This window comes from Streptomyces sp. NPDC049597, assembly GCF_040675505.1.
Classification (GTDB): domain Bacteria; phylum Actinomycetota; class Actinomycetes; order Streptomycetales; family Streptomycetaceae; genus Streptomyces.
On sequence record NZ_JBFAOY010000035.1, the window covers coordinates 14,085 to 37,972 of the forward strand.

23 protein-coding genes and 3 pseudogenes are annotated in these 23,888 nt (G+C 72.6%); 9 read left to right on the top strand and 17 right to left on the bottom strand.

Going from position 1 to position 23,888, the window contains the following annotated elements; genetic code table 11:
• Window positions 1–72 precede the first annotated feature (72 nt).
• Window positions 73–978: a LysR family transcriptional regulator gene (locus AB0K02_RS28895; protein WP_365995492.1), complete on the top strand. Its 906-nt coding sequence runs from the start codon at window positions 73–75 to the stop codon at window positions 976–978.
• A gap of 169 nt (window positions 979–1,147) precedes the next feature.
• Here the strand turns inward: AB0K02_RS28895 and AB0K02_RS28900 are convergent, their stop codons facing one another.
• The 4 genes from AB0K02_RS28900 to AB0K02_RS28915 all read right to left on the bottom strand — a co-directional run bounded on the left by AB0K02_RS28900 (window position 1,148) and on the right by AB0K02_RS28915 (window position 5,778).
• Complete coding sequence (locus AB0K02_RS28900; protein ID WP_365995493.1) at window positions 1,148–2,359, bottom strand: cation:proton antiporter; 1,212 nt, start codon at window positions 2,357–2,359, stop codon at window positions 1,148–1,150.
• 3 nt (window positions 2,360–2,362) lie between these two features.
• A complete protein-coding gene (locus AB0K02_RS28905) occupies window positions 2,363–2,833 on the bottom strand; it encodes a TrkA C-terminal domain-containing protein (RefSeq protein WP_365995494.1) in 471 nt (156 codons plus the stop codon).
• A 164-nt stretch (window positions 2,834–2,997) separates the two neighbouring features.
• Window positions 2,998–5,031 carry a SpoIIE family protein phosphatase gene (locus tag AB0K02_RS28910; protein ID WP_365995536.1) on the bottom strand — a complete coding sequence of 678 codons (2,034 nt, stop codon included), beginning with the start codon at window positions 5,029–5,031 and terminating at the stop codon, window positions 2,998–3,000.
• Between the two features lie 312 nt (window positions 5,032–5,343).
• Window positions 5,344–5,778, bottom strand: a complete 435-nt coding sequence (locus AB0K02_RS28915) for a hypothetical protein (RefSeq protein ID WP_365995495.1) — start codon at window positions 5,776–5,778, stop codon at window positions 5,344–5,346.
• A gap of 208 nt (window positions 5,779–5,986) precedes the next feature.
• Here AB0K02_RS28915 and AB0K02_RS28920 point away from each other — a divergent pair, with 208 nt between their 5' ends.
• The 5 genes and pseudogenes from AB0K02_RS28920 to AB0K02_RS28940 all read left to right on the top strand — a co-directional run bounded on the left by AB0K02_RS28920 (window position 5,987) and on the right by AB0K02_RS28940 (window position 9,235).
• Window positions 5,987–6,562, top strand: a complete 576-nt coding sequence (locus tag AB0K02_RS28920) for a potassium channel family protein (RefSeq protein ID WP_365995496.1) — start codon at window positions 5,987–5,989, stop codon at window positions 6,560–6,562.
• A gap of 130 nt (window positions 6,563–6,692) precedes the next feature.
• Window positions 6,693–7,256, top strand: coding sequence for a rhodanese-like domain-containing protein (locus AB0K02_RS28925; RefSeq protein ID WP_365995497.1), 564 nt, complete (start codon window positions 6,693–6,695; stop codon window positions 7,254–7,256).
• Between the two features lie 190 nt (window positions 7,257–7,446).
• Window positions 7,447–7,804 (top strand): annotated as a pseudogene (locus tag AB0K02_RS28930) (alpha-L-fucosidase); the annotation flags it as partial.
• A gap of 5 nt (window positions 7,805–7,809) precedes the next feature.
• Window positions 7,810–8,085, top strand: a pseudogene (locus AB0K02_RS28935) (DUF1080 domain-containing protein); the annotation flags it as partial.
• A gap of 106 nt (window positions 8,086–8,191) precedes the next feature.
• The gene (locus tag AB0K02_RS28940; protein ID WP_365995498.1) at window positions 8,192–9,235 is read left to right on the top strand and encodes a substrate-binding domain-containing protein; all 1,044 of its coding nucleotides are present in this window, start codon (window positions 8,192–8,194) and stop codon (window positions 9,233–9,235) included.
• 80 nt (window positions 9,236–9,315) lie between these two features.
• On the opposite strand, the gene AB0K02_RS28945 is transcribed toward AB0K02_RS28940, so the two are convergent.
• Genes AB0K02_RS28945 through AB0K02_RS28955 form a run of 3 tightly spaced genes read right to left on the bottom strand, consistent with a single transcriptional unit; the run spans window position 9,316 to window position 12,796 of the window.
• Window positions 9,316–10,026 (bottom strand): sulfite exporter TauE/SafE family protein, encoded by a 711-nt coding sequence (locus AB0K02_RS28945; protein WP_365995499.1) that lies wholly within the window; start codon window positions 10,024–10,026, stop codon window positions 9,316–9,318.
• Entirely contained in the window at window positions 10,023–11,411 is a 1,389-nt protein-coding gene (locus tag AB0K02_RS28950; protein ID WP_365995501.1) for an amidohydrolase family protein, read from the bottom strand. Before AB0K02_RS28950 ends, AB0K02_RS28945 begins: the two co-directional genes overlap by 4 nt.
• On the bottom strand, window positions 11,408–12,796 hold the full coding sequence (locus AB0K02_RS28955) for a uracil-xanthine permease family protein (RefSeq protein ID WP_365995502.1): 1,389 nt from the start codon (window positions 12,794–12,796) through the stop codon (window positions 11,408–11,410). The genes AB0K02_RS28950 and AB0K02_RS28955 overlap by 4 nt, the downstream gene beginning before the upstream one ends.
• Before the next feature lie 211 nt (window positions 12,797–13,007).
• Here AB0K02_RS28955 and AB0K02_RS28960 point away from each other — a divergent pair.
• The 3 genes and pseudogenes from AB0K02_RS28960 to AB0K02_RS28970 all read left to right on the top strand — a co-directional run.
• Window positions 13,008–13,715: pseudogene (locus tag AB0K02_RS28960) on the top strand (alpha/beta hydrolase); the annotation flags it as partial.
• A gap of 275 nt (window positions 13,716–13,990) precedes the next feature.
• On the top strand, window positions 13,991–16,048 hold the full coding sequence (locus AB0K02_RS28965; RefSeq protein WP_365995503.1) for a nitrate- and nitrite sensing domain-containing protein: 2,058 nt from the start codon (window positions 13,991–13,993) through the stop codon (window positions 16,046–16,048).
• Entirely contained in the window at window positions 16,045–16,491 is a 447-nt protein-coding gene (locus tag AB0K02_RS28970; protein ID WP_365995504.1) for a roadblock/LC7 domain-containing protein, read from the top strand. The genes AB0K02_RS28965 and AB0K02_RS28970 overlap by 4 nt, the downstream gene beginning before the upstream one ends.
• Before the next feature lie 28 nt (window positions 16,492–16,519).
• Here AB0K02_RS28970 and AB0K02_RS28975 read toward each other — a convergent pair whose 3' ends face one another.
• The 10 genes from AB0K02_RS28975 to AB0K02_RS29020 form a co-directional block, all read right to left on the bottom strand.
• A complete protein-coding gene (locus AB0K02_RS28975; RefSeq protein ID WP_365995505.1) occupies window positions 16,520–17,068 on the bottom strand; it encodes a GNAT family N-acetyltransferase in 549 nt (182 codons plus the stop codon).
• A gap of 144 nt (window positions 17,069–17,212) precedes the next feature.
• Window positions 17,213–17,494, bottom strand: a complete 282-nt coding sequence (locus tag AB0K02_RS28980) for a gas vesicle protein K (RefSeq protein ID WP_365995537.1) — start codon at window positions 17,492–17,494, stop codon at window positions 17,213–17,215.
• 73 nt (window positions 17,495–17,567) lie between these two features.
• Window positions 17,568–17,768: a gas vesicle protein gene (locus AB0K02_RS28985; protein ID WP_365995506.1), complete on the bottom strand. Its 201-nt coding sequence runs from the start codon at window positions 17,766–17,768 to the stop codon at window positions 17,568–17,570.
• Window positions 17,765–18,595 carry a GvpL/GvpF family gas vesicle protein gene (locus AB0K02_RS28990; protein WP_365995507.1) on the bottom strand — a complete coding sequence of 277 codons (831 nt, stop codon included), beginning with the start codon at window positions 18,593–18,595 and terminating at the stop codon, window positions 17,765–17,767. The genes AB0K02_RS28985 and AB0K02_RS28990 overlap by 4 nt, the downstream gene beginning before the upstream one ends.
• On the bottom strand, window positions 18,592–19,035 hold the full coding sequence (locus AB0K02_RS28995; RefSeq protein ID WP_365995508.1) for a gas vesicle protein: 444 nt from the start codon (window positions 19,033–19,035) through the stop codon (window positions 18,592–18,594). The genes AB0K02_RS28990 and AB0K02_RS28995 overlap by 4 nt, the downstream gene beginning before the upstream one ends.
• A 183-nt stretch (window positions 19,036–19,218) precedes the next feature.
• On the bottom strand, window positions 19,219–19,473 hold the full coding sequence (locus AB0K02_RS29000) for a gas vesicle protein GvpG (protein WP_365995509.1): 255 nt from the start codon (window positions 19,471–19,473) through the stop codon (window positions 19,219–19,221).
• 28 nt (window positions 19,474–19,501) lie between these two features.
• Complete coding sequence (locus tag AB0K02_RS29005; protein ID WP_365995510.1) at window positions 19,502–20,215, bottom strand: GvpL/GvpF family gas vesicle protein; 714 nt, start codon at window positions 20,213–20,215, stop codon at window positions 19,502–19,504.
• A 3-nt stretch (window positions 20,216–20,218) separates the two neighbouring features.
• Entirely contained in the window at window positions 20,219–20,650 is a 432-nt protein-coding gene (locus tag AB0K02_RS29010; protein ID WP_365995511.1) for a gas vesicle structural protein GvpA, read from the bottom strand.
• Window positions 20,651–20,718: 68 nt separating this feature from the next.
• Complete coding sequence (locus tag AB0K02_RS29015; protein WP_365995512.1) at window positions 20,719–21,021, bottom strand: gas vesicle protein; 303 nt, start codon at window positions 21,019–21,021, stop codon at window positions 20,719–20,721.
• A gap of 566 nt (window positions 21,022–21,587) precedes the next feature.
• On the bottom strand, window positions 21,588–23,846 hold the full coding sequence (locus tag AB0K02_RS29020; protein WP_365995513.1) for a M9 family metallopeptidase: 2,259 nt from the start codon (window positions 23,844–23,846) through the stop codon (window positions 21,588–21,590).
• Window positions 23,847–23,888: the final 42 nt, after the last annotated feature.

A 23,888-nucleotide genomic window follows, 5' to 3' on the forward strand; every position in this document is an offset into this window, starting at 1 on the left:
ACAACAGCTTTCACCCGACGCCATCCGCGGGCATCATGGAGGTCATAAGTTCCCTTATGGAAAGAGGGTTGCGTGCCCGCGCTGGATCTGCTGTCGACCTTCCTGGAGATCTACCGCTGCGGCTCCCTCTCCGCGGCCGCCGAGCGGCTGGGCCTGACCCAGCCCGCGGTCAGCGGCCAGCTGGCACGGCTGGAACAGGAGCTGGGCGAGCCGCTGTTCGTACGCTCCCGCAAGGGGGCGACGCCCACGGCACGCGCGGCCGATCTCGCCGCACGGATCGGCACGCATCTGGACGAGCTCCGCGCCGCGCTGGACACCTCGGGCGACGGCGCCGCCCATGTCGGCACCGTACGCATCGCGGGCGCCGCCGAGCTGATGGCCCTGCGGGTGCTGCCCACGCTGGCCCCGCTCACCACACGCGGGCTGCGCCTGCAGGTGACGCTGGGACTCGCCGCGGACCTGCTGGCGGCCCTGTCGGCGGGGCGCGTCGACCTCGTGGTGTCCGCCGTGCGCCCGACGCAGCAGGAGATCGTCGCCACACCGCTCGTCGACGAGGAGTTCGTCCTGGTCGGACCGCCGACGCTGGCCCGCACCGTCGACCCCGCGCGGCTGGCGGCCGACCCGCCGGGCGCGCTCGCCCACCTGCCCCTCGTCGCGTACGCGGACGACCTGCCGATCGTCAGGCGCTACTGGCTGAGCGAGTTCGGCCGGCGTCCGCCGAACGGCGTCGCCGTGACCGTCCCCGATCTGCGGGCCGTGCTCGCCGCCGTCGTCGCGGGTGCGGGCGTCAGCGCGCTCCCCCGCTACCTGGCCGAACCGGCCGTCGCCGCCGGGTCGGTGGAGCTCCTCCACGAACCGGCCGCACCACCGCTCAACACGCTCTATCTCGCGGTCCGCGCGGGGGCCCTGGTCCATCCCCCGCTCGCGCTCGTGCACGACCATCTGCGCACCAGGGCCCACCTGTGGGGCGCGCTCTGATCGACAGCGACATCCGATTCCCGTGGGACGCGCGGGGCTCCGGGCCGCCGTCCGGACGAACGGGAAGCCGGACGCGAAGGCCCGGACCTCCGGACGCGCCGTGGGCCTTCGGCGGTGGCCGCGGGGCCGCGGACCCGGGCCACGGCCACCGCCGGGCCGGCGCGCGATGTCAGTCGCGGGCCTCCACCTTGACCGGCTCGGGAACCGGCTCGGTGACGGGCCGGCGGCGCCGGGACGTCAGCCAGAGGCCGACCGGCTCCGTGTAACGCGCCGTCAGCGGTCCGACGACCACCAGGATCAGGACGTACGCCGTCGCCAGCGGACCCATCGACGGCTCGATCCCCGCCGAGACCGCGAGGCCCGCGATGACGATGGAGAACTCGCCGCGCGCCACCAGCGCGCCGCCCGCGCGCCAGCGGCCCTTGGGCCCGACACCCGCGCGCTTCGCCGCCCAGTATCCGGTGGCGATCTTGGTGAGGGCCGTCGTGACGGCCAGCACCAGGGCGGGCAGCAGCACCGGCGGAATGCTCGTCGGGTCGGTGTGCAGTCCGAAGAAGACGAAGAACACCGCGGCGAACAGGTCGCGCAGCGGGCTCAGCAGCGTGTGCGCGCCCTCGGCCACCTCGCCCGACAGTGCGATGCCGACGAGGAACGCGCCGACCGCCGCCGAGACCTGGAGCTGCTGCGCGATGCCCGCCACCAGCAGGGTGAGGCCGAGCACGACCAGCAGCAGCTTCTCCGGGTCGTCGCTGCTGACGAAGCGGGAGATGAGCCGCCCGTAGCGGACGGCGACGAACAGCACCGCGCCCGCGACGCCCAGCGCGATCGCCAGCGTCACGCTGCCCGCGGCGAGGCCGACGCCGGCGAGCAGGGCGGTGATGATCGGCAGGTAGACGGCCATCGCCAGGTCTTCGAGGACCAGGATGCTGAGGATGACCGGGGTCTCCCGGTTGCCGAGCCGGCCCAGATCCCCGAGCACCTTGGCGATGACGCCGGACGACGAGATCCACGTGACGCCGCCGAGGACGACGGCCGCCACCGGGCCCCAGCCCATCAGCAGCGCCGCCGCCGCGCCCGGCAGGGCGTTGAGCGTGAAGTCGACGAGGCCGGCCGGGTACTGCGTCCTCAGGTTGGAGACCAGGTCGCTCGCCGTGTACTCGAGGCCGAGCATCAGCAGGAGAAGGATGACGCCGATCTCGGCGCCGATCGCCACGAACTGCTCGCTCGCGCCGAGGGGCAGCAGGCCGCCCGTGCCGAAGGCGAGACCGGCGAGCAGGTACAGCGGGATCGGCGAGAACCGCAGCCGCCCCGCGACCCTGCCCAGCAGTCCCAGGCCGAGGATGATCGCGCCGAACTCGATGAGGAATACCGCGGAGTGCACCGGTCACTCCCGTCCGAGGATCGCCGCGGCCGCCTCGACGCCCTCGCGGGTGCCGATGACGATCAGCGTGTCCCCGCCGGCCAGCCGGAAGTCCGGTCCGGGCGAGGGGATGGCCTCGGCCCGGCGCAGTACGGCCACCACCGAGGCGCCGGTCTCGGTGCGCAGCCGCATCTCGCCCATCACACGGCCGTTCCACACGGAGTGTGCGGACACCTCGACGCGCTCGGCGACCAGGCCGAGGTCGGTGGTGTGCAGGACGTTGGAGCTGTGGTGGTCGGGCATCAGGGCGTCGATGAGCGAGGCCGCCTCGGCACTCGTCAGATGCACGGACTGCTCGCAGGCGTCGGGGTCGTCGGGCCGGTAGACGTTCACCGAGCGGGTGCCGTCGCGGTGGGCGATGACCGACAGGTGCCGGTGCTCGCGGGTGGTGAGGTCGTACTGGACTCCGATGCCTGGCAGAGGTGTCGTGCTCATCCGGGGAGCGGGCACGGCCCGTCCTCCTTGTTCGTTCGCGTCGTGCTTGCCTACGGGGGACCTGCGGTGATCAGCGCGGCACCGCTCCGCCATCGTGTCATCACCGCCCCCGGGCGTGTCCGGTGGATGCGCCCGGCACCCCGCGGCACGCGGGCCAGCCGCTGCTACGAGCCGGTCACGCGGGCGATGAGCAGCGCGACGTCGTCCGAGGCGTCGGGCCGGCGCAGGGCGTGCAGCAGCCGGTCACAGGTCTCCCCGAGCGTGGCGTCGGCGGTCTGGAGCAGGCCGAGCAGCATGTTCAGCCGGACGTCGATGTCCTGGTCGCGCGTCTCGACCAGGCCGTCCGTGTACAGGACGAGCACGTCACCGGGGTCGATGCCCACGGTGATGCTGCGCAGGGCGACGCCGCCGACGCCGAGGGGGGTGCCGGTGGGCAGGTCGAGCAGCCGGGGCGCGCATCCGCTGCGCACCAGGACCGGGGGCAGGTGGCCCGCGTTGGCGATGCAGCACTGTGCGCGGTGCGGGTCGTACACGGCGTACATGCAGGTGGCGATGTACGGGTCGAGTCCGGCGGTGATCTCGTCGAGGTGGCGCAGCACGACGGCGGGGTCCAGGGCGAGCCGGGCGAGCGTCTGGGTGGCGGTGCGCAGCCGGCCCATGGCGGTGGCGGCGTTGATCCCGCTGCCCATCACGTCGCCGACGACCAGGGCGGTGCGTTCCCTGTCCAGGGGGATGATGTCGAACCAGTCGCCGCCGACCTCGCTGTTCGCGCGGGCCGGCTGATAGCGGGAGGCCACTTCGAGGCCGACGAGGTGCTCGGGCGTCTCGGGCAGCATGCTGCGCTGGAGCGTGAGCGCGGTCTGGCGCTGCTGGCGGTACCACCGCGCGTTGTCGATGCAGACGGCGGCGCGTGAGGCGAACTCGGTCGCCAGCAGGACGTCGTCCTCGGTGAACGGGTCCGGGTTGCGGGCCCGCTTGAGGTCGAGCGCGCCGAGGACCTCGCCACGGGCGATCAGCGGCACGGCCATGTAGGAGTGCACACCGGCCTCGGCGAGGATTCCGGCGGCTTGGCTGTCGCGGGCAATGTCGCGCAGGTCCTGCTCGCCGAGTCGGGGGATGGTGACGGGGCGTGCGGTGTTGACGCACTGGGTGACGAGGCGTCCGGCGTCGTACCGGGCGAGTTCACCGGGGCGGTCGGCGGCGTCGACCGCGACGGTGGGGTAGGCGGCGGCGACCGCGAGGGCGCGGATCAGCATCGGCTCGTCGTCGCCCCTGCGGTCCGGACGGCCGTCGGGGCCGGCCAGGACACTGTCGAGGACGTCGACGGCGGCCACGTCCGCCAGCTCGGGCACCGCCACGTCGGCGAGCTCGCGGGCCGTCTGCTCCAGATCGAGGGTCGTCCCGATGCGTACGGAGGCGTCGGCGACGAGGGCCAGGCGCCGGCGCGCCCGCTCCGCCTCCGTGGCCGCGCGGTGCCGGTCGGTGACGTCGACGACGGAGAGAGCGATCCCGAGCACGCGTCCGCCGGGGTCCTCCAGCCGGTACATGGACACCGACCAGGCGCGCTCACCGGCCGGGTCCGTGGGGACCCGGCCGAGCACATGCCGGTCCAGCAGCGGCGCACCGGAGGCGAGGACCTCTCGCATGGCGGCCTCCAGGCTGTCGGCGTCGCCGAACGGCAGCGTCTCCGGGATGCTGCGGCCGATGAGGGCGCCGGCGGGCCTCCCCCCGATCCGTTCCAGGGCGGGGTTCACCGCCACGTAGCGCAGGTCGCTGTCGAGCACGGCGAGTCCGATCGGCGACTGGTCGACCAGGCGCACCGACAGCGCCAGGTCCCGCTCGACGCGGCGCAGCGTCGGCTGGTCGGTGGCGAGCCCCAGGGCGTAGTAGCCGCCGAGGTCGTCCTGCAAGCGCATGTTGCGCCATTCCAGCAGCCGTGTGGAGCCGTCCTTGTGCCGCACGCGGAAGACGCCCTCCCAGCCCTGGCCGCTCTCCATGACCTGCTGGAACAGGTTCAGCACCAGGTCGAAGTGCTCGTCGGCGACCAGCAGCTGCGCGGCGTACTGCCCCAGTGCCTCCTGCGGGGTGTAGCCGAGGAGCTGCTCCGCCTGCGGGCTCCACAGAACGATGCGGCCCTGTGAGTCGAGGACGACGGCGGCGACCGCGAGCACGTCCATGAGCCCGCCCGGCGGGGACAGCGCGGCGTCCGTACGGCGGTCTGCTGCGAGGCCGGCACGGAACAGGTCAGCGCTGCCCACAATCGCTCCTTCCCCTGTCACGATGCACAGGCACGGCCGTTCGCTCACGTCCTCACACCGGATGGCGGGATACCTCCCATATTCCCTCCCCACCGGCGTGCGTCGCAGCCCTTCGGACCGATCTGTCGCGGCGGATCGCGCCCGGTCCGCGCCCGGCGCGTGGGCCGCGCAGCCGGCCCGGCGGGCGGGACGGTCCGGCGAACTCAGCGCGAGCGACGGTGAGTTCGCCGGACCTGCGGCGGACACCGTCCGTCACATCACCCGGCCGCGGCTCCGGTACGCGGCGAGCGCCCAGATCACGAACACGTCCAGCGCGATCATGATCACCGCCCAGATCGGGGCGTACGGCAGGAAGAGGAACTGCGTGATCAGACTCAACGAGGCGAGCAGGATGCCGGTGACCCGGGCCCACTCGGCGCCCTTCAGGACGCCTGCGCCGGTGGCCGCGACGAGGACGCCGACGATGAGATGGATCCAGCCCCAGCCGGTGAGACTGACCCGATACGCGTAGTCCCCGACCGTGAGGTACCAGTCGTCCTCGAAGATCCCCGCGATGCCCTGGAGCACGGCCAGGATGCCGCCGCACAGCATGAGGACGCCGGCGAAGACGACTCCGCCGGTCACCCAGCCCTCGGCCGGGTCCGGTGCGGGCGGCCTGGTGCCGACCGGGGACGATTGCTGAACCATGATCACTCCTTGCGCCGGGTCCCCGTACGCGGCCGCGTGCGGGGTTTCGAGCGTCCGGCGACGCAGCCCCCTGCGCCATGCGGAGGAATCCGGACGGGTGACGGCGGCGGGCCCGCGACGGCCGGTCTCACCCGGTTTCCGCAGCAGGTGGGGCGTGTCGGGGCGGCACGGGCGTTGACTGGTGCGGACGCCGGTTCCGGGAGGCACCATGACGGACACGCCGAGCCCGCGCCGGGCGTCGAGCGGCCCGGGCCGCTCGACGCCGGCACGGTGGCGGTTGCTCGCTGTCGTCGCCGTGACCGCCATGACCTCGGCGTACTTCGTGCTGCCGCTCGACGAGATCGGCCCGCACCGCCCGGTCGCGAGCTGGACGGTTTTCGTCCTGGCGCTGACCGGCGTCGGCGTTCTGCTGCTCGTTCAGATCCGCGACGTCGTCGTCGGCGGCACGCGGGCCAGGCCCGGGATCGTGATCCCGCTGCTGATGTGCCTGTCGATCACGATCTTCGCCGGCGCGTACTACGCACTGGCGAAGCAGCCGGGCCAGTTCGACGGTCTCGCCACCCGGGTCGACGCTCTGTACTTCACGGTCACCACCCTGGCGACGGTCGGCTACGGGGACATCACGCCCTCCGGGCAGACGGCGCGCGTGGTGACCATGATCCAGATCCTCTACACCTTCGTCTTCCTGACCGCGGCCACGACCGCGCTCGCCCGCACGCTGCGCGGGCGACTCGGCGAACGACTGGCGCAGAGCCGCGACCTGCCGTCGGACGGGCCTTCCTAGTCCGGAGGGTCTTTGGGGCGGATCTCGGCCGGAGCCACGGGTCCCGGCGCCGGACGTCCCCTGGACACCTGGTTCAGTGGGGTGTACGTCCGACCAGGAACACATGGAAGACAAGGAAGAGGGATCGACCATGCCGAGCTCCGCCCTGACCCCCTCCGAGGCCCGCCCCCGACTGCACGAGCTGACCGTGGTCGACGTGCGCACACCGGGCGAGTACGCCTCGGGCCATCTGCCCGGCGCCCACAACATCCCTCTCGACCGTCTGGACCGGGCGCTGCCCGCGCTGAAGACCGCGGCCGAGCGCGGCGATCTGCTGGTCGTGTGCGCCTCGGGCGCCCGCTCGGCCCAGGCGTGCGACACCCTCGCCGGGCACGGCATCACCGCGGCGACACTGACCGGGGGGACCGACGGCTGGGCCGAGCTCGGTCACGATCTGCACCGGCCGGCCGGGGCGCGGACCGCGTGGGCCATGGAGCGGCAGGTCCGACTGGCGGCCGGCTCGCTGGTCCTGGCGGGTCTCGCCCTCGGCCGGGTGCGGCCCGCGGCCCGGCTGCTGTCCGCGGGCATCGCGGGCGGCCTGGTCTTCTCCGCCCTCACCGACACCTGCGGCATGGCCCACGTCCTGGCCAAGCTGCCCCACAACCGGCCGAAGGAATCGGATCTCGACGCCACGATCGCCTCGCTGACGGCGTGAGGGGCCGCGCGCCGTCATCCGGGGACACCCGGTGTGACGGCGCAAGGTGCGCCTCCGTCTCCGACTCCCGGTGAGAAACGACCAGTGGAGGTGAGCGCGCCCCACGCATCGGATCCCACCTCCGGCATGGCGTCGGCGCGGCGCGGCGCACGGCCGCCCCTCCCGCCACCGCGACCGAGGTGTCGCCCCCATGCCCGTGCGGTCCTGGTTCCGCGACGCGAAGCTGGGATCCTTCGTCCACTACGGCGTCTACGCCGTCGACGGGGCGCCCGAGTCCTGGGCGTTCCACACCGGTCAGGTTTCCCACGAGCAGTACATGAAGCAGCTGGACCGCTTCACGCCGCGCGCACGACCCGCGGGAATGGGCGGCGCTGTTCGCGCGAGTGGGCGCGAGGCAGGCGGTACTGACGGCCCGTCACCACGACGGCGTGGCCGTGCGGGACACCACGCTCGGCGACGTGGACGTCGTACGCCGCACGCCCGCCGCACGGGATCTGGCCGGCCCCTACGCCGACGCGCTGCGCGAGCGGGGGCTCGAGGTGGGCCTGACCAGCAGAAGGCCGCGGACGTGAACGCCGCGAGGCCCCCCGGGACCTGGCAGACGTACGACATCACCTTCCGCGCGGCCCGTTTCGACGACAAGGGCGCCAAGACCGAGGACGCGCGCGTCACGGTGGTGTGGAACGGCACGACCGTCCACGACGACGTGGCGATCACCGGCGCGGGCGCGCCCGAGGGACCGGCGGCGGGCGCCATCCGCCTCCAGGACCACGGGAACAAGGTGCGCTACCGGTCCCTGTGGATCGAGCCGCTGACGCAGGAGTCGTAGGGGTTCACCACGGCGGCCGTCCCGGGGGCCCGGGGCGGCCGCCGCGGCGTTTCGGCGAAGATAGGGGGTGTCATCCGTCCTCAGCACGCGAGGAGCGTCCGCGCAGATGCCCACCACCGGTTCCGGCCCGAGGCCGCCGACGATCGCCGATGTCGCGCGGGTCGCCGGGGTGTCGCGCACGACGGTCTCGCACGCTCTCAACGGGCTCGGCAAGGTCGACCCCCGGACGCGGGAACGCATCAAGCAGGTTGCCGCCGAGCTCGGTTACCGGCCGAACCTGCGGGCGCAGCGGCTGCGGCGCGGGCAGGCCAGGGCCATCGCGCTCGCCTCCTCCATGCCGTTCGCGGTGGCCGGAGGGCCGTCCCGGCTCGGGTTCTACATGGAGGTGGCGGCCGCTGCCGCCGAGAGCGCCCTGCTGCACGACTACGCGCTGGTGCTCGTGCCGCCCGTGCAGTCCACGTCCGCGCTGTACTCGGTCGACATCGACGGGGCCATCGTCGTCGAGCCCGACGTGGACGACGCGGCGGCGGGGCAGTTGAAGGAGCGCGGCCTGCCGTACGTGGCGCTCGGCCGGCCCGTGTCACCGGACGAGGACGCACCGTACGTCGATCTGCGCGGCGGCCTCGTCGCGGAGCTGCTGCTGGCCCATCTGCACGAGCAGGGGGCCCGGCAGCCGGCCCTGATCATCGGCTCCGGAGCGCGCCACTCGTCGGTCGACGCACGCGCCGCCTTCGAGCGGGTGGCACGGGAGCGCGGGTGGGCGCCGATCGTGGCGACCGTGCCCGAGGCCGGCGGCGAGCAGGCCGGCTACGAGCGGTGCGCGGCCCTGCTCGCCGAGCACCCCGGCATCGACGCCGTGTGTGCCCTGGTGGACGCCTTCGCGGTGGGCGCGGTCCGGGCGATCCGCGACAGCGGGCGCACCGTCCCGGACGACGTCATGGTCGTCACCCGGTACGACGGTCTGCGCGCCCGTACCTGCGAGCCGCCGCTGACCGCCGTCGACCTTCATCTGGACCGGGCGGCGGCCGACGCGGTGGAGCTGCTGCTCGGCCGGTTGCGCGGGGACGCCGCCGCCGCGACGGTGGCGACGGCGCCCGAGCCGCGCGTAATCGCCCGAGCGTCGTCCGTGCGGGGCACGGCCGGGCCATGAGCCCCGTGCCGCCGGGCCCGGCGGCACGGGGCCGGGGCTCGGCGGGCAACGGGCGGGGGCGCGCGGCCCCTTCGCACCGGTCAGAGCCCGAGCATCAGGACCAGGCCGGACACCAGGGCGAAGACGAGCACGAGCAGACGCATCCGTCGTGCGTCGAGCCGGTGGTGCACCAGGCGGCTCAGCCACGCCCCGGCCGCGATCGCGGGCACCAGGGCCAGCGCCCACCCGAGATCCGCCGGGTTCCCCTCCCCCGTCGCGAACAGCAGGGCCAGTGAGGCTACTTCGCCGACCAGGAAGCAGGCGGCGACGGTGGAGCGCAGTTCGCCGGGCGGCCTGTGCTGGTAGACCAGCGCCAGGGGCGGGCCGCCGACCCCCGTGGCGGTCTCCGTCAGCCCGGTCACCGCGCCCGCGCCCACGTACGCTGCCCGGCCGGGCGTGAACGCGGGCGCGGCCAGGCTCACGACGGCTGCCAGGACGGTGGCGAGGCCGACGAACAGGCCGAGACTGCGGTCCGGGATCAGCCACAGCAGTGCCAGGCCGCCCGGCGTGGCGGCCAGCCGCGCGGCGGTGATCCATCCCGCGCCCCGCACATCGAGCGAGGCCCGCTCGCGCCAGGCGACGTACACGTTGAGCGGGATCATCGCCGCCAGGACGAACACCGGGAGCAGGCCCGGATCGAGGATGCCGGCCACCGGGGCGACGATCAGGGCGAAGCCCAGTCCGCTGCTGCCCTGGACGAACGCGGCGGCGGTGACCGCGACGGCGAGCACCGCCAGTGTCTCGGCGGTCACCGTGACGTGCTCCGTTCCCGTGCGGTCGTGGACGTGGGGTGCACGCGCGTCACGGCGGCCCTTCCCACGGCGGCCCGGGACAGCGCCGCGGCCTGGCGCACGAGTGCGGGGCCGTCCCAGCCGACGGGCCCGCCGCGCCACAGCCGCAGGCGTCCTGCGACGAACACGGCGGTGATCTGGTCCCGGTTGCCGCGCCGTACCAGTTCCCACGGCAGGTCCCAGGAGAGCGCGAGCTCCGGGTTGGTGACGTCGACGAGAAGGAAGTCGGCGGCCAGGCCCGCGGCGATGGTGCCGGTGCGCCCGCCGAGGCCCACGGCGTCGGCGCCGCCGCGCGTGGCGTGCTCCAGCCACGTCCAGCCGGCGCCGCAGGACGAGTCGCCCGTGGCCAGCCCGTACGCGAGCCGCTGGGCGAACTCGGCCGCCTCGGTGAGCCGGAACCCGTCGCCACGGGTGCCGTCGGTGCCGAGCCCGAAGCGGATGCCGCGCTCGGCCATGGCGGTGGCGGGCGCGACGGCGTTGCCCTTCCAGGCGCTGGCGACGGGGTTGTAGCTCACCGCGGTGCCGGTGTCGGCGAGCAGGGTGAGCTCGCGCGGGGTGAGCAGGGTGGCGTGCGCGGCGAGCAACTGGGGCCCGAGCGCCCCGATGGCGTGCAGGTGCTCCAGCGGGCGCAGTCCATGGCGTACGAGGGAGCGTTCCACGCCGGCCAGGTGCTCGTTGACGTGGATCTGGACGACGGCGCCGGACTCGGCGGCGAGGCGGGCGGTGCGCCGCAGGGTGTCCTCGGTGGCCGCCTCGGGGACGGAGACGGCGAGGGACGGGTGGACCAGCGGATCGCCGTCGTAGCGGAGGATGTGCTTCTCGGCACTGTCCAGGACTGCGGGGTTCTCGTCGTCGGCGTCGTTGCAGACCAGTCCCAGCACGCAGCGGATCCCGGCGTCGCGTGCGGCGGACGCGACCACGTCGACGTCGACGCCCGCGCGCGTCCCGGCGTCGGCGACGGTGGTGAAACCGCCGCGCAGGGCTTCGAGCGCGGCCAGCTTGGCCGCCACGTAGGCCGACTCCTCGTCCAGCGCGCCCTCCAGTGGCACCCACAGCCGGCGGAAGATCTCCGAGGGTTCCCCGAAGGCCAGCGCGGAGCCGAAGCTCTGCGTGAGGTGGTGGTGGGCGTCGACGAAGCCCGGCATCAGGAGGTGGCCGTGCAGCCGTACCGGATCGAGGTGCGGATGCGTGCGCATCAGTGCGCCGGCGGGCCCCACGGCCAGGAAGGAGCCGTCGCCGACGACGACGGCGTGGCCGTCGGCGGGCCCTTCGGGCAGGAGGACGGCGTCCGGTACGAGCAGGAGCGGGCCCGGGCCGTCGAGGAGGTGGTGCGTGAGCTGGTTCATCGGTCGCTTTCCGTGCGGGCGGTGGACAGGCGGGCGCCGATGCCCGGCCTGACGTGGTGGAAGAGGACGTTGAGGACGGCGGCCACGAACGCGCCGACGGCGACGCCGCTCTCGAGGAGGATGCGGACGTTCGGCGGGAAGCCGCCGTACACGCCGGGGACGAGGATCGGCAGCAAACCGAGCGCGAGGGCGACGGCGCAGACGAAGGTGCTGGTGTGCCGGTCGAGGTCGGAGCGGCCGAGCATCTGCACGCCGAGCACGGTGATCACGGCGAAGACGACCATGGCGGTGCCGCCGACGACCGCGGAGGGGATGACGCTGATCGCGCGGGTCACGGGTGCGAGGAAGCCGATGACGACGAGGACGACGCCGGCCGCGGCGGTCACGAACCGGCTGCGCACGCCGGTGACCCGGACGATCCCGATGTTCTCGCCGCTGGTGACCATGAGCGGCAGACCGAAGAAGCCGCCGAGGAGCGACGTGAGGGCGTCGCCGCGCACGGTCTTGGGCACGTCGGCGCGCTTGTCGATCTCCTTGCCGACGGCTTCGGCGTTGATGACGGTCTGGCCGGTTGCCTCAGCCATGGAGGCGAGGCTGTAGAGCATCAGCGGCAGCGCGGCGACCAGGTTGAACTGCGGGGAGCCGAACGGCATCAGCTGCGGCACGGTGAGCAGGCCGCCCTCGGCGGCGCGGCCGAGGTCGATGCCGCCGATGAGCACGGCGAGACCGGTGCCGGCGAGCAGTCCGAGCATGACGGCGAGCTGGCGCAGGATGCCGCTGGAGAGCAGGTAGAAGGCGACGGTGAACCCGATGGTGGCCATGCCGAGACCGAGGTTCGCGGGGTCGGCGAAGCCGGGCTCGCCCGGGCGGCCGGTGACGAGGACCGCGCCGACCTTCACCAGGTTGACGCCGACGATGACGATCATCGTGCCGATGACGAGGGCGGGGAAGAAGGCGAGCAGCCGCGAGAAGACGGGCAGCACGACGAAGGAGAAGACGGCGGTGAGGATCACCGCACCGGTGGCCGTGGGCAGGCCGTGCTGTTCGGCGATGGCGAGGAAGAGGATGAGCGGCGCGCCCCCGGGCAGCATCACGAACGGCAGCCGGGGCCCGAACTTCCACGGCCCGAGCGACTGGATCAGGGAGCCGACGCCGGAGAGCACGAAGGCCGCGGAGAGCAGGTTGACGGTCAGACCGGGGTCGAGGCGCAGGGTCGCGCTCATCAGGAAGATCGCCGAGATCGGGGTGGCGGCCATGACGAGCACGTGCTGGATGCCGAAGAGCACGATCCGGCCGAGGGAGCGTGACTCGTCGACGGGGTGGGGCGTGGCGGGTGCGGGTGATCGTTGTTCCGCACCGGGCAGGGTCTGTCGGGGACTGGACACGTTCGGGCTCCGTTCGGGCGTTACGGCACGCTCGGATTTCAGCCGCGATCCGGCCCTGGACGGAGAGCCAAATCGATTTGGCCAAATCGATTTGGCCGCCAGTATCCGGGGGTGGTCGCCGACCGTCAAGGGGCGCGGCGGCGGGGGGGCACGGCGGCGACCGGTAGGTGGTGGGCAGGCGGCGCGCTGCGGGCGGGGACCGCCACCGGTCGAGGTCGCGGCGCATCCCCTGCCGGCCGGCCGCCGTTCGCTGCTGCTGGACCTGTTGGGCCACGGCATCATCGACCGGCCGGCGGACTTCGACTACACGCTGGAGTCCCATGCCGATGCCCTGGCCGCCGCCCTGACACCGGCGGGCGTCGTCGGCGCGGAGGTGATCGGGCACAGCATGGGCGGATCGGTCGCCATCGTCCTGGCCGCGCGGCATCCGCACCTGGTGTCCCGCCTGGTACTGGTCGACGCCAATCTCGACCCCCTCCCGCGCGTGCCCGGCGCATCGGGCAGCAGCGGCATCGCGGCCTGTTCCGAGCCCGAGTTCCTCACGCGGGGCCGGCGGGAGGTTCGCGACCGGGTCGGAGCCCACTGGTGGGCGACGATGCGTCTGGCCGGCAGTGAGGCACTGCACCGCAGCGCGGTCCACCTCACGCGCGGCACGGTCCCCACGATGCGCGAGCTCCTGCTGGACCTGAAGGTCCCCCGCACGTTCCTGCTGCCCGCGGCGGACGGCCCTGTGGCGGGAGCCGACGCGCTCGCCGCGGCCGGGGTGTCCGTGGTCGCGATCCCCGACTGCGGGCACAACATCATGCTGGACCAGCCGGAGGCCTTCGCCCGGGCCACCGCGGCGGCGCTGGAGGACGGGTCCGCGGCCCAGGGTCCGTCTTCGAACGGATCGTGCCGAGAGCAGGAGCGACCAGTGTGACCGCTGCTTCGTACGAGGTGACGGTCTTCTCGTGTCTGCGGAGAGCCGCTTCCCAACTCCCGACGGGGAGTGCGAGGTTGGCGTCCTGCGCGGGTCGCCGAGGCGGGAGGACCGATGGCCATGACTGACCGGCCGGACGGAAAACGCCGGACCGCTGCTGTTACGGACAGATGGCACGGCCCGCACCGGGAGACCGCACCATGGTGAGCGGGGTGCAACGGGCCGCTTACGGACGGGAAACGGTGTCCTGACGCCTGTTCCCTAACGTCGGTCGTGTGACGGGGAACGCCAAGCCGTGGATCGGCCGCATCGCACGCGCACTGCCTGGTTGGAAGACCATCCGCGGGCGGGTCGCCGTCGTGCTGGCCGTGCCGACGACTCTGCTGCTCGTACTCACCGGGCTCGCGGTCGCGGACCGCGCCGCAGACTGGTCCGCGGCGCGGGAGACCCGGGAACGGGTGGACCTCGTGCTCCAGGTCCAGGCGCTCGTACGCGATCTGCAGCGCGAACGCGGCCTCACCAACGGCCTCCTGGGCGGCGCCCGCCAGTACCGCGACGACGTCGACGGGCAGCGCCTGCGCTCCGACAAGGCCCGCGCCGACCTCGCCGTGCTGCTCGCCGAGGGCGACAACGACCCCGAGACCGCGTCCGCGGTGGAGGGAGCCCGGGCACGGCTGACGGGTCTGGCCGCCGTACGGGCCGAGGTCGACGACGGGTCAGCGGACCGTGAGGCCACCCTGCGTTTCTACACCTCCGCCATCACCGCGCTGATCGAGGCACAGTCGACGGACGGAGACGACGCGGCGCGCGGCGACAGGGCGCTGGCGGACGGGATGGACGCGCTCCAGGCGCTCGCCGACATCGAGGAATCCGTGGCGCTGGAGCGCGGCTCACTCAACGGAGTTTTCGCGGCCGGGCACTTCAGAGGCGGTGAGTATCTGGCGTTCACCGAGGTACGGGCCGCCCGGGTCGCCGCCCTCGCGCAGTACGCGCAGTCAGCCACCGAGGCCCAGCAGGGGGCGCTCGACCGCGCCTTCGCGACCCGCGACGCCAGGCGTGCCACCGGCCTGGAGAAACACGCGGCCGCCGGCGCGGACGGGTCGCGGCTGAACGTCGACCCGGATGTGTGGTGGCGGTCGATGACCGTGCTCGTCGACGACCTGCACGCCGTCCAGCGGAGGGTCGGAACGGACGTACGGGACAGGGCGGAGCAGCTCAGCGACGAGGCGACCGGACAGCTCGGGGGCTTCCTCGCCCTCGGCGTGCTGATCGTCGCGCTCGCCACCGCCCTCTCCGTACTCTCGGCCCGCTCCATCACACGGCCGCTCGGCGCCCTCGCGCAGGAGGCGGACGAGGTGGCGGGCGCGCGCCTGTCCGAGGCGGTCCTGCGCATTCAGCGGGCCGACCCGGACGACACCGCCGCCCGCCTCACACCCGAGCCGCCCACCCCTGGGCCGGAGCCCGGATTCCACGACGGCGCGCAGGAGATCGCCCTGCTCGCCGCGGCCCTTCACAATGTCGAGCGGACGGCCGTCGGCCTCGCCGCCGAGCAGGCCGTCCTCCGCCGCAACACCTCCGAGTCGCTCGCCAACCTCGGGCGCCGCAACCAGAGTCTGCTCCGCCGCCAGCTCGGCCTCATCACCACGCTGGAGAGCCAGGAGGTCGACCCGGACGCGCTCGCCGGGCTCTTCGAGCTCGACCACCTCGCCACCCGGATGCGCCGCAACGCCGAATCGCTGCTCGTCCTCGTCGGCGAGCACGGGCCGCCGCGCACCTGGACGGGCACGGTCGGTGTGCTGGAGGTCGTCCAGTCGGCGGTGTCGGAGGTCGAGCAGTACCAGCGGGTGGCGGCCGTGGACGTCGAGCCGTGCCAGATCCGCGGCCACGCGGTCGCCGAACTGTCCCACCTGCTCGCGGAGTTGATCGAAAACGCACTCGTCTTCTCACCGCCGCACGATCCCGTCGAGGTGTACGGCTGGCGCGACGGAGCGGAGTACTGCCTCGCTGTCGTGGACCGCGGCGTCGGCATGACCGCCGAGGCACTGGCCCGCTCCAACGCCCGTCTCTCCGGCAAGCAGAGCTTCCTCGTCGCACCCACCCGCTTCCTCGGCCACTACGTCGTCGGCCGGCTCTCCGCCCGCCTCGGCGCACAGGTCGAGCTCCGCGAGACCGAGGGCTCAGGCATCACCGCGTACGTGGCCCTGCCGCCCTCGCTGCTCGCCGCCCCCGCCCCCGTCGACCCACCACCGGGCAAGGACCGGATCAGGTCCGTGCTCAGCGGCTTCCGCGAAGGCGTAGCCCGCGGCGCGGCAGCCGGAAAGGACAGCACATGACCCTGACCGCCGGAACCCCGCTCACCGGCGAGGCGCAGAACTTCAGTTGGCTCATCGCCGAATTCGTACGGACCGTCGACGGCGTCGCCGACGCGGTCGCCGTCTCGTCCGACGGGCTGCTCCTGGCCGCCTCCGACTCCCTGGGCCGCGACCGCGCCGACCACCTGGCCGCCGTCGTCTCCGGCATCACGAGCCTCGCCCTCGGCGCGGCCCGGGCCAATGGCCGGCACGGCGGCGGGGGTGTGAGGCTGGTGATGATCGAGATGTACGGCGGCTTCCTGCTGGTCACCACGGTCCGGGACGGGAGCTGTCTGGGCGTGGTCGCGGCGGAGGGCAGTGACGTCGGCATGATCGGCTACGAGATGGGGGTGCTGTCCGACCGCGTGGGCGGCCTGCTCACGCCGCAGCTGGTCACGGAACTCCAGGGGGCCGCCACGCGCTGAGGTGCACCTGCCGTGTAACGGGGAGAGCTCAGCCGGAGTGCGCGACCGAGGTCCACACGCCGAACCACTGCTCGGCGCCGTACTCCTCGAACCGCTCCACCTCGGTGAACCCCAGCTTCGACGCGAGGCGCATCGCGCGGTCGTTGGCGGTCTGGGTGCAGAGCACCACCGGCTCGCCGGGAAACGCGTCGGTGAACCAGTCGAGTGCCGCTGCGCACGCCTCGGCGGCGTACCCGCATCCCCACGCCTTGGGCAGGAACATGTAGCCGAGCTCGGCCTCCCCTGCATCGGGACGGACGTGCCCCGGACGCTCTGCGTCGCGCCGATCGAGCGTGACCACGCCGATCATCGCCCCGTCGAGATCGGTCACGAAAAGCCCTGGGCGCCGCCCGGGCACCTCAGGCATCGCGCGTTCGAGCTCATCACGTGGTCGAGGGCCACCGAGGTAGGTGCCCACCTCGGGCGATGCGAAGAGCTGGACGAACGCCGCACGGTCCCGGGCCTCGGACTCGCGGAGCACGAGCCGTTCCGTCCTCATCGGGGCAGGTGGCCAGGCGACGGGTCCGAGTTCGGTCATGGCAGGCAACCTATCGCACGCCCATGAGAGTGATCCGAAAGAGAACGCCTGTCCCCCCTCCCGAGGGCCGTCCCGGCAGGTCTCGTCAACTCCACTATGCGCAGCGGGACTTGGGGAGGCGTTCTGGCATGTCGCCGGGGCGGCTCAGCCCGTGTGCCGGGGGAGCAGGGAGCCGAGCGGGCCGAGGTCGATGTTCAGGTCGTCCATGGTGAGGTCGTAACGGTCGCACAGCTCGGCCATCCGCTCCTGGAGGATCATCAGCGTCATCCCGATGCGTTCCTCCTGGTCCTCGCTCAGATCCCCCTCGTCGACGCGGTGGAGTGCCGTGCGCTCCATCAGCTGGCGCAGCAACTCCACGAGGGAGAGCACGAGTTTGATCAGGTCCCGTTCCACCGTCTCCGGGTCCGTCTCCAGACGCTGGGCCATCGCGCGGGCTTCGCCGCTCACTGGGTCCTCCTCACATGTGGCCGTACGTGTTCCCCCGCCGGCCCGGCGCGCCTCACCACGGGCCGGGTTCGTCCGCCGTGACCGACCGGATGACGGCGCGCAGATTGATGTGCACCAGATCGACGTCGGCGACGGACAGGACGAGGTCGCCGGTGAGCACCGCTCCTCCGTTGAGAAGGCGGTCCAGCAGATCGATGAGGGCGACCGGCGGGCCGGTCGCGCAGGCACCCGCCCGGTCCGGCTCGGCGCTCATCGTGCCGGGCCCGAGCCGGCGACCGGGGTCGCGAAGGAGTACGGGGCCCAGGGGCCGGTGACCTCGAGTCGCACGGCCGGTGTGTCACGGACGAGCTCCTCCAGCCTCGTACGGAACACTCCGGCACGGTCCACGGGCACGAGGTAGGCCTCGTTGGCGATGTTCTCCCCGTTCCTGGCGGACAGTTCGCCCGGCTGGGGCCGGTGCACCACACGCTCCGAGGCGAGATCGCGGACGGCAAGGGCGGCGTCCGCGGCGACGGCGGCGGCAGCCCGGTGGACTTCCCGGCCCGCCCGCCGCTGTGCCCGCCGCTGCTGGAGGTAGGCCCGTCCGGGGCTCGCCGCCGCCGGCTCCCCGGCCGGCTCCGGCACGGGAGCGCCGCTCGGGTCGGCGTAGACCTTCACCCCGAACTCGACGTGGCCGTCGAGCCGTTGGAGAAGCGCGTCCAACTCCTGGTGACGTTCCTCCAGCATCGCGGCCACGCGCTCGTCGTCCAGGTACACCGTGGCCAGCCGCATGGGCAGCACCGTCGCCGCCGCGAACGCGGCGTCGACCACCGCGTGGTGGGCACGGGCCACCGCCTCCAGCCGGGCCATGTCCTCCAGCTGTGCCTTCAGCCCGTGTTCACCGTACGCGACGGCCGGAACGCGCGACACGAGGGCGACGAGTCCGCCGACGCGGGCCACCACGCCCACGGGCCGGTCGTCCACACCGGCGAGGAGCGCGGCGGTGCGCCCGAGCGCGTCGTGGTCCCGGCCGACGGCGTACACGTACGACAGCTCGTCGCCGGTCCGGGGGCTCAGGGGAGTGTGGGCCGCGGTGTTCACTGTTCGTGCCGCCTTTCCGTGGTGGAGCGCCCGTCCGTGCCGGTGGCCGCTTCGGGCAGTCCCACCGCCGCCCGAAGTGCCGCGATTTCGGCCCGCAGCCGCTCGTTCTCGTGCGCCAGGGCCTCCTGCCCGTCGGGGGCGGCCTCCGCCGCTGCCGGGTGCCCGTCCGGGGCGGCCTGCCGCGGTGCCGCCGCCCGGGAGGACAGCGACGGGTCGTGCTCCCACCAGTCGATCCCCATCTCCTTCGCCTTGTCCACGGAGGCGACGAGGAGGCGGAGCTTGATGGTCAGCAGCTCGATGTCGAGCAGGTTGATCTGGATGTCGCCCGCGATGACGACGCCCTTGTCCAGGACGCGTTCCAGGATGTCGGCGAGGTTGGCCGACGAGCCCTGTTGTCCGTACGGGGACGCGGCCGTGCGGCCGGCGAGCGGGTGGGTCACGGTGTCCGTCCCCTCCGCGCCGCCGGGGCCTCGCCCGGTGACGTGCTGTACTTCGCCGGGCCTGCGCCCGGCCGGGCGTTGTCCGTCATGGTCCGTGCACCTCCTTGTCTCCGCACCGCGGAACGCCGCACCGCGGAACACCACGCGGCGGTACGCCGCGCCGCGCCAGGCCGCACGGCCCGGTCACGGGCCGCGCGTGCCGTTCCGGTGGGCTTCGATCTCCTCCAGCCGGTCGAGGAGTTCGTCCTCCCGCCGGTCGAACTCCTCGGCCCCGATACGGCCGCCGGTCAGCTCCAGCTCCAGTGCCGCCAGTTCCCTGAGCACCGGCTCCGGGTCGTAGTACTCACGCTCCGCGGCCAGCACGAGCTGGTCGAGGACCCACGCGGTACCGCGGGCGGGGGCGAACGGGAACGTCAGGAGGCCGGTGATGAGCCCCATGGCCTGCCACCTTCCGCCGGGGGAACGGTCAGACGAAGCTGTACGGGGGAAGGGGCCCGGTGAGCGTGAGATGGCAGGTCTTCCCCCGCCGCTCCGCCTCCTCCCGGACGAGCCGGGTGAAGGCCGCCGCCTCCTCGTCCCTGACGAGGAACGACGCGGTGAGGAAAACGCTCGTGGCGGCCTCGCCCCGTGCGGTCCGCGCGGCGGCCCCCTCCAGCACGGCCACCAGTTCGTCGGCCTCGCTCTGGCGGCGGGCCGTGACGGCGTGCGAGACCATCTCGCCGAGTGCCATGCGTTCCTGATGGGCCGAGGGATCGTCCCGTGTGCGCTCGTTGAGGCGGCGGATATCGTCGTTCCGCTCCATGATCTCGCGCAACAGGTCGTCCTCGTCGCGGGACGCCTTGACATGGAACTCGACGTGGCCTTCCAGATCGGCGAGCCGTTCGCGGTAGCCGGACTGCTCCTGTTCGAGGACGGCGGCCACCTGATCGTCGTCGGGACCGAGCAGGCCGAAGCGCATCGGCAGGGTGGCGCCGTCGCCCATCAGCCTCTCCACCACGTTCTGGTGGGCCATCACATCGCGGCGCTTCGCCCGCAGACCGGGCGGCGCCTCGCTGACCACGGCCGTGAGGTCCCGTGCCGTGACCGTGCGCAGGTCCGCCGGCGGGTCGCCGACGCCGGACACGCCGTCCAGGCGCAGCGGGTGGTCGGCCCGGGTGATGGCGTACACATAGGTGGGCACAGGTCACTCCCCCCGGCTCTGGGACGTACTGGCAGAGGTCCTGCGGGTGGAGCGCTTGCGCGGCTCCTCCTCGGGTTCGTCGCGGTTGCCCTTGATCGTGTCGGTGAAAGCCTCCACCGCCCCGCTCAGCGCGCCCTTCGACTTGCCCTTCGCGCCGTTCTCGGTCATGTCGCCGACGATGTCCGTGAGCTGGCTGGGCGCCTTGCGCCCGGATTCGAGATCCAGCCGGTTGCACGCCTCGGCGAACCTCAGGTAGGTGTCGACGCTGGCGACGACCACCCGCACGTCGACCTTGAGAATCTCGATTCCGACCAGGGAGACCCGCACGAAGGCGTCGATGACGAGCCCTCGGTCGAGGATGAGCTCGAGGACGTCGTAGAGGGTTCCCGAGCCGCTCCCACTGGTCGCTGCATTGCTTTGCTGGACGACAGTCACAGCACAACTCCATCCGATGAGCTGGTTCGGACCCGGCCTCCTTCCCGGTCGGGCCGGGCCCCGTGAATTCAGCGGCGGTCGATCCGGCCTCTGGCATACCGGTGCCTGCGCTCGTAGGCGACGAGTCGGCCGTCGGCGTCGAGTTCGACGCGGTAGGACGCCATGACGCTCATGGTGTCCGGGACTCTTTCGAGTTCGACGACCTCCACGTCGGCGTGCCACCCCTCATCGGTGGCACGCAGCGCGGACACGGCGCCGGGCTCGCACCGGAGCAACTCGGCGAGTTGGTCGGAGGCACGGCGCATGGCCGTGGAAACATCGATCCGTTTCTCGGCGGCCGTACCGCCGTTGCCGTCCGTGGTGTTCATCATCCCGCCTGTCGCGCCTCGGAAGTCGTTTTCCGGCGAGGCCTTCGGCCGTCCGCCGTGGCTTCGATGCGCGTGCCCGTGAGAGGCGAACCTATGCGGCGGTGCCGGGTACTTGTCGCCACCGATTTGACGGGCACCAGGTCAGATACCCCCCGGGGGCGGGATGTTCCGGTGGTCGGATCCGAGCACCGGGCCTGCGGCCGGCCGGGGGCGGTGCTTCTCTCATGCGCTGACACACCGCGGGGCGCGTGCGTCTGGCGGGCCGGTGAACGGCACTCCCCCCGACCGGGGCGCTGCAGTTCTGGGGTCGATTGCGTCCGCCGCTCGTTTCTCGGCGCACGCACCGCCGGCCGCTGACCGTCCGGATCGTGAAACAGGCCCCGCCGGATCGGCGGGGCCTGTTGTGGGTCGAGGCATGGGCCTCGGGAGGTGCTGCTGTGCGACGGCGCCGACCCGAACCGGACAGGAGTGCCCTGCCGTGTGCCGAAGGGTGCGGACGGCGTTGGCGGTGCCTTGGTGGAAGTACGCACCCGTCGGGTGCGGCCGCCTGGGTCCTGCGAAGACGGACCCTAGTACGACGTGGTCACCGTCACGCCGCTGAAGGCCGTGACGCCGTACAGGCTGATGTAGCGGTACCCGGCCTTGGTGTTGGTGACCGTCAGGCGTTCAGTGGTGCCGGTGCCGGTGGAGCGGGCGCTGTACGCCCTCGGTGACGCCCATGTACCGGCGTTGTAGTACACGTCGGCGTTGCCCGTGCCGCCCTTGGTGGTGACGGTCAGGGTGGTGGAGCCGGCCGGGAGCCACAGGTAGAGGTGGTCGGTGCCGCGTGCCGGGGCCGAACGGCCGGAGCGCGAGCAGTTCCGGCCCAGCATCCGGGTGTCGTCGCCGGTGCACGGCGTCGCGGTCGGGCCGCCCTGGCACGCGCCGGCGGCACACGCGGTGAGCCAGGCGTCGAAGTCCGCGTCGTAGCGGGTGCCGATGCCGTCGGCGTACAGGGCGTAGGCGCCGTTGTAGTCGCCGGTGCGGAACTTGGCCAGGATGGCCAGCACGTCCGGGCGGTGCTTCTCCAGCATGTAGCGGACCGCCAGGTACCCCCACTGGTAGGTCCTGGCCTGGTTGCTGTTCTCGTAGGTGGTCCCGAAGAGGGTGCTCAGGTCGTAGGTGTGCTTTCCGGCTTCCGTTATCGCGGCGGTGTAGTCGATGCCGCGGTAGCTGTAGGAGACGTATTCGGCGAAGCCCTCGATCCACCAGACGGTGGGCACGGCCACCGAGTCGGCGAAGTCGCCGTGGGTGTTGAAGCGGCCGTCGAGGTAGTGCGTGTACTCGTGGTTGAGGTTCCAGACCTGGCCGTCCTGTTCGTAGGCGATGAAGCGGGCCTGGTTTCCGGGGCGGGAGGGGTCGCCCTCCAGGTACATGCCGCCGTTGTCGGTGTCGATGCCGAACATGACTCCCGCGTACATCTGGTAGTCCGCACGGCTGTTGTAGACGACGACCTGGATGGTGGTGTTGTGGTCGTCGGCCACGGGACCGTTGTCGGCGATGATGTCGTGGACGTACGCGTCCTGGTTCCGCAGACTGCCGCAGGATTCGGACAGTTGGGCGGCCGTCAGCTCCTGGGCCCGGATGGTGTGGGCCGGATCGCACGAGTGGGTGATCGGCAGGGCGACCTTGGCCAGCTCGTCCTTGAATCCGCAGATGTCGTAGTAGCGACACGCTGCGGCGTCGTAGTAGTCGGCCAGGTTCGCCGTGGCCAGCCACAGCCGGGCGGTCGGCCCGGTCATGCCGGTGGCGTCGAGCACTCCTTTGACGAGCGGGCGGGCCGTGGCCTTGAGCGGGGCGTCCCCGAGGAAACGGGCGAGTTCGGCTCCGGCGTTGCTGGTCAGGTACGCCCGGTCGGTGCCGAGCAGGTCCAGGTGGCCGAGGGCGAATCGGTGCAGGGTGTGCAGAATGCTCGGATCGGCGGTGACGGCCCTGACGAAGTCGGGGAACTGGTGGCCCCGGAACAGCGGCGTGTACACCGCGTTGGCGGACGCGACCATGCTCCTCGACGCGTTCCAGCTGTTGTTGTAGCCGCTCAGGACCCGCTGAAGTGGTCCGAGGTAGCGGCCCGCCTCCGCGGCACTGTCGATCAGGATGACCGACTCACTCAGCGTACGGCCGTGTTCCTCGGTGACGTCCAGGTAGTGGCTGTTCCGGGTGAACGCGTCGAGGCCGCCGCGTATCGCGGTCCTGAGGGGCGCTCCGTACTCGCCGACCTCGTCGGGATGGCGGTACTGGACGTAGTAGCCGGCACGGAGGAAGAGGACCAGCTGGTAGGTGCCGTCCGCGTTGGTTCCGCCGTAACCGAGCGCGGAGGTGCGGAACGCGTCGGCGACGGTGACCATCTTCGCCTCGCGGAACACACTGTGCGCATCGGCCGCTCCGACGCTGAACAGGCTGTTCAGGCACGCGTCGGTGGAGGACTTGACGAGGCTCACGAGCTGCGCGCCGTCACGGGAGCCGAAGTCCGAAGGTGAGCAGGCGGCCGCGGTCCCGGTGGCCGGCGTGGTGCGTGTGGCCGGCGCCGGTCCGTTCCCTGATCCCGGGCCGGACTGCGGGGGAAGTTCGCCCGGGCTCAGCGGCCTGAGCTGGCGGTCCGTCGGGGCGTTTCCGGTCCCGGTCCATGCCCGATCGGCTGCGGTGGACGCGGCGGAGGTGACGGCCGGTTCGGGAGCGGGCCGGCCGGCTGCCCCGGACGCGGAGCCGGGGAGGGTTCCGATGATCGCCAGCGCCACGGACGCACATATCGCGGACGCCATGCCGAGCAAGGGAGGCGTTCTTCTACGCATCGACACTCCTGGTGGGGGGTTGCGCCGGCCGGGCGGCTCCGC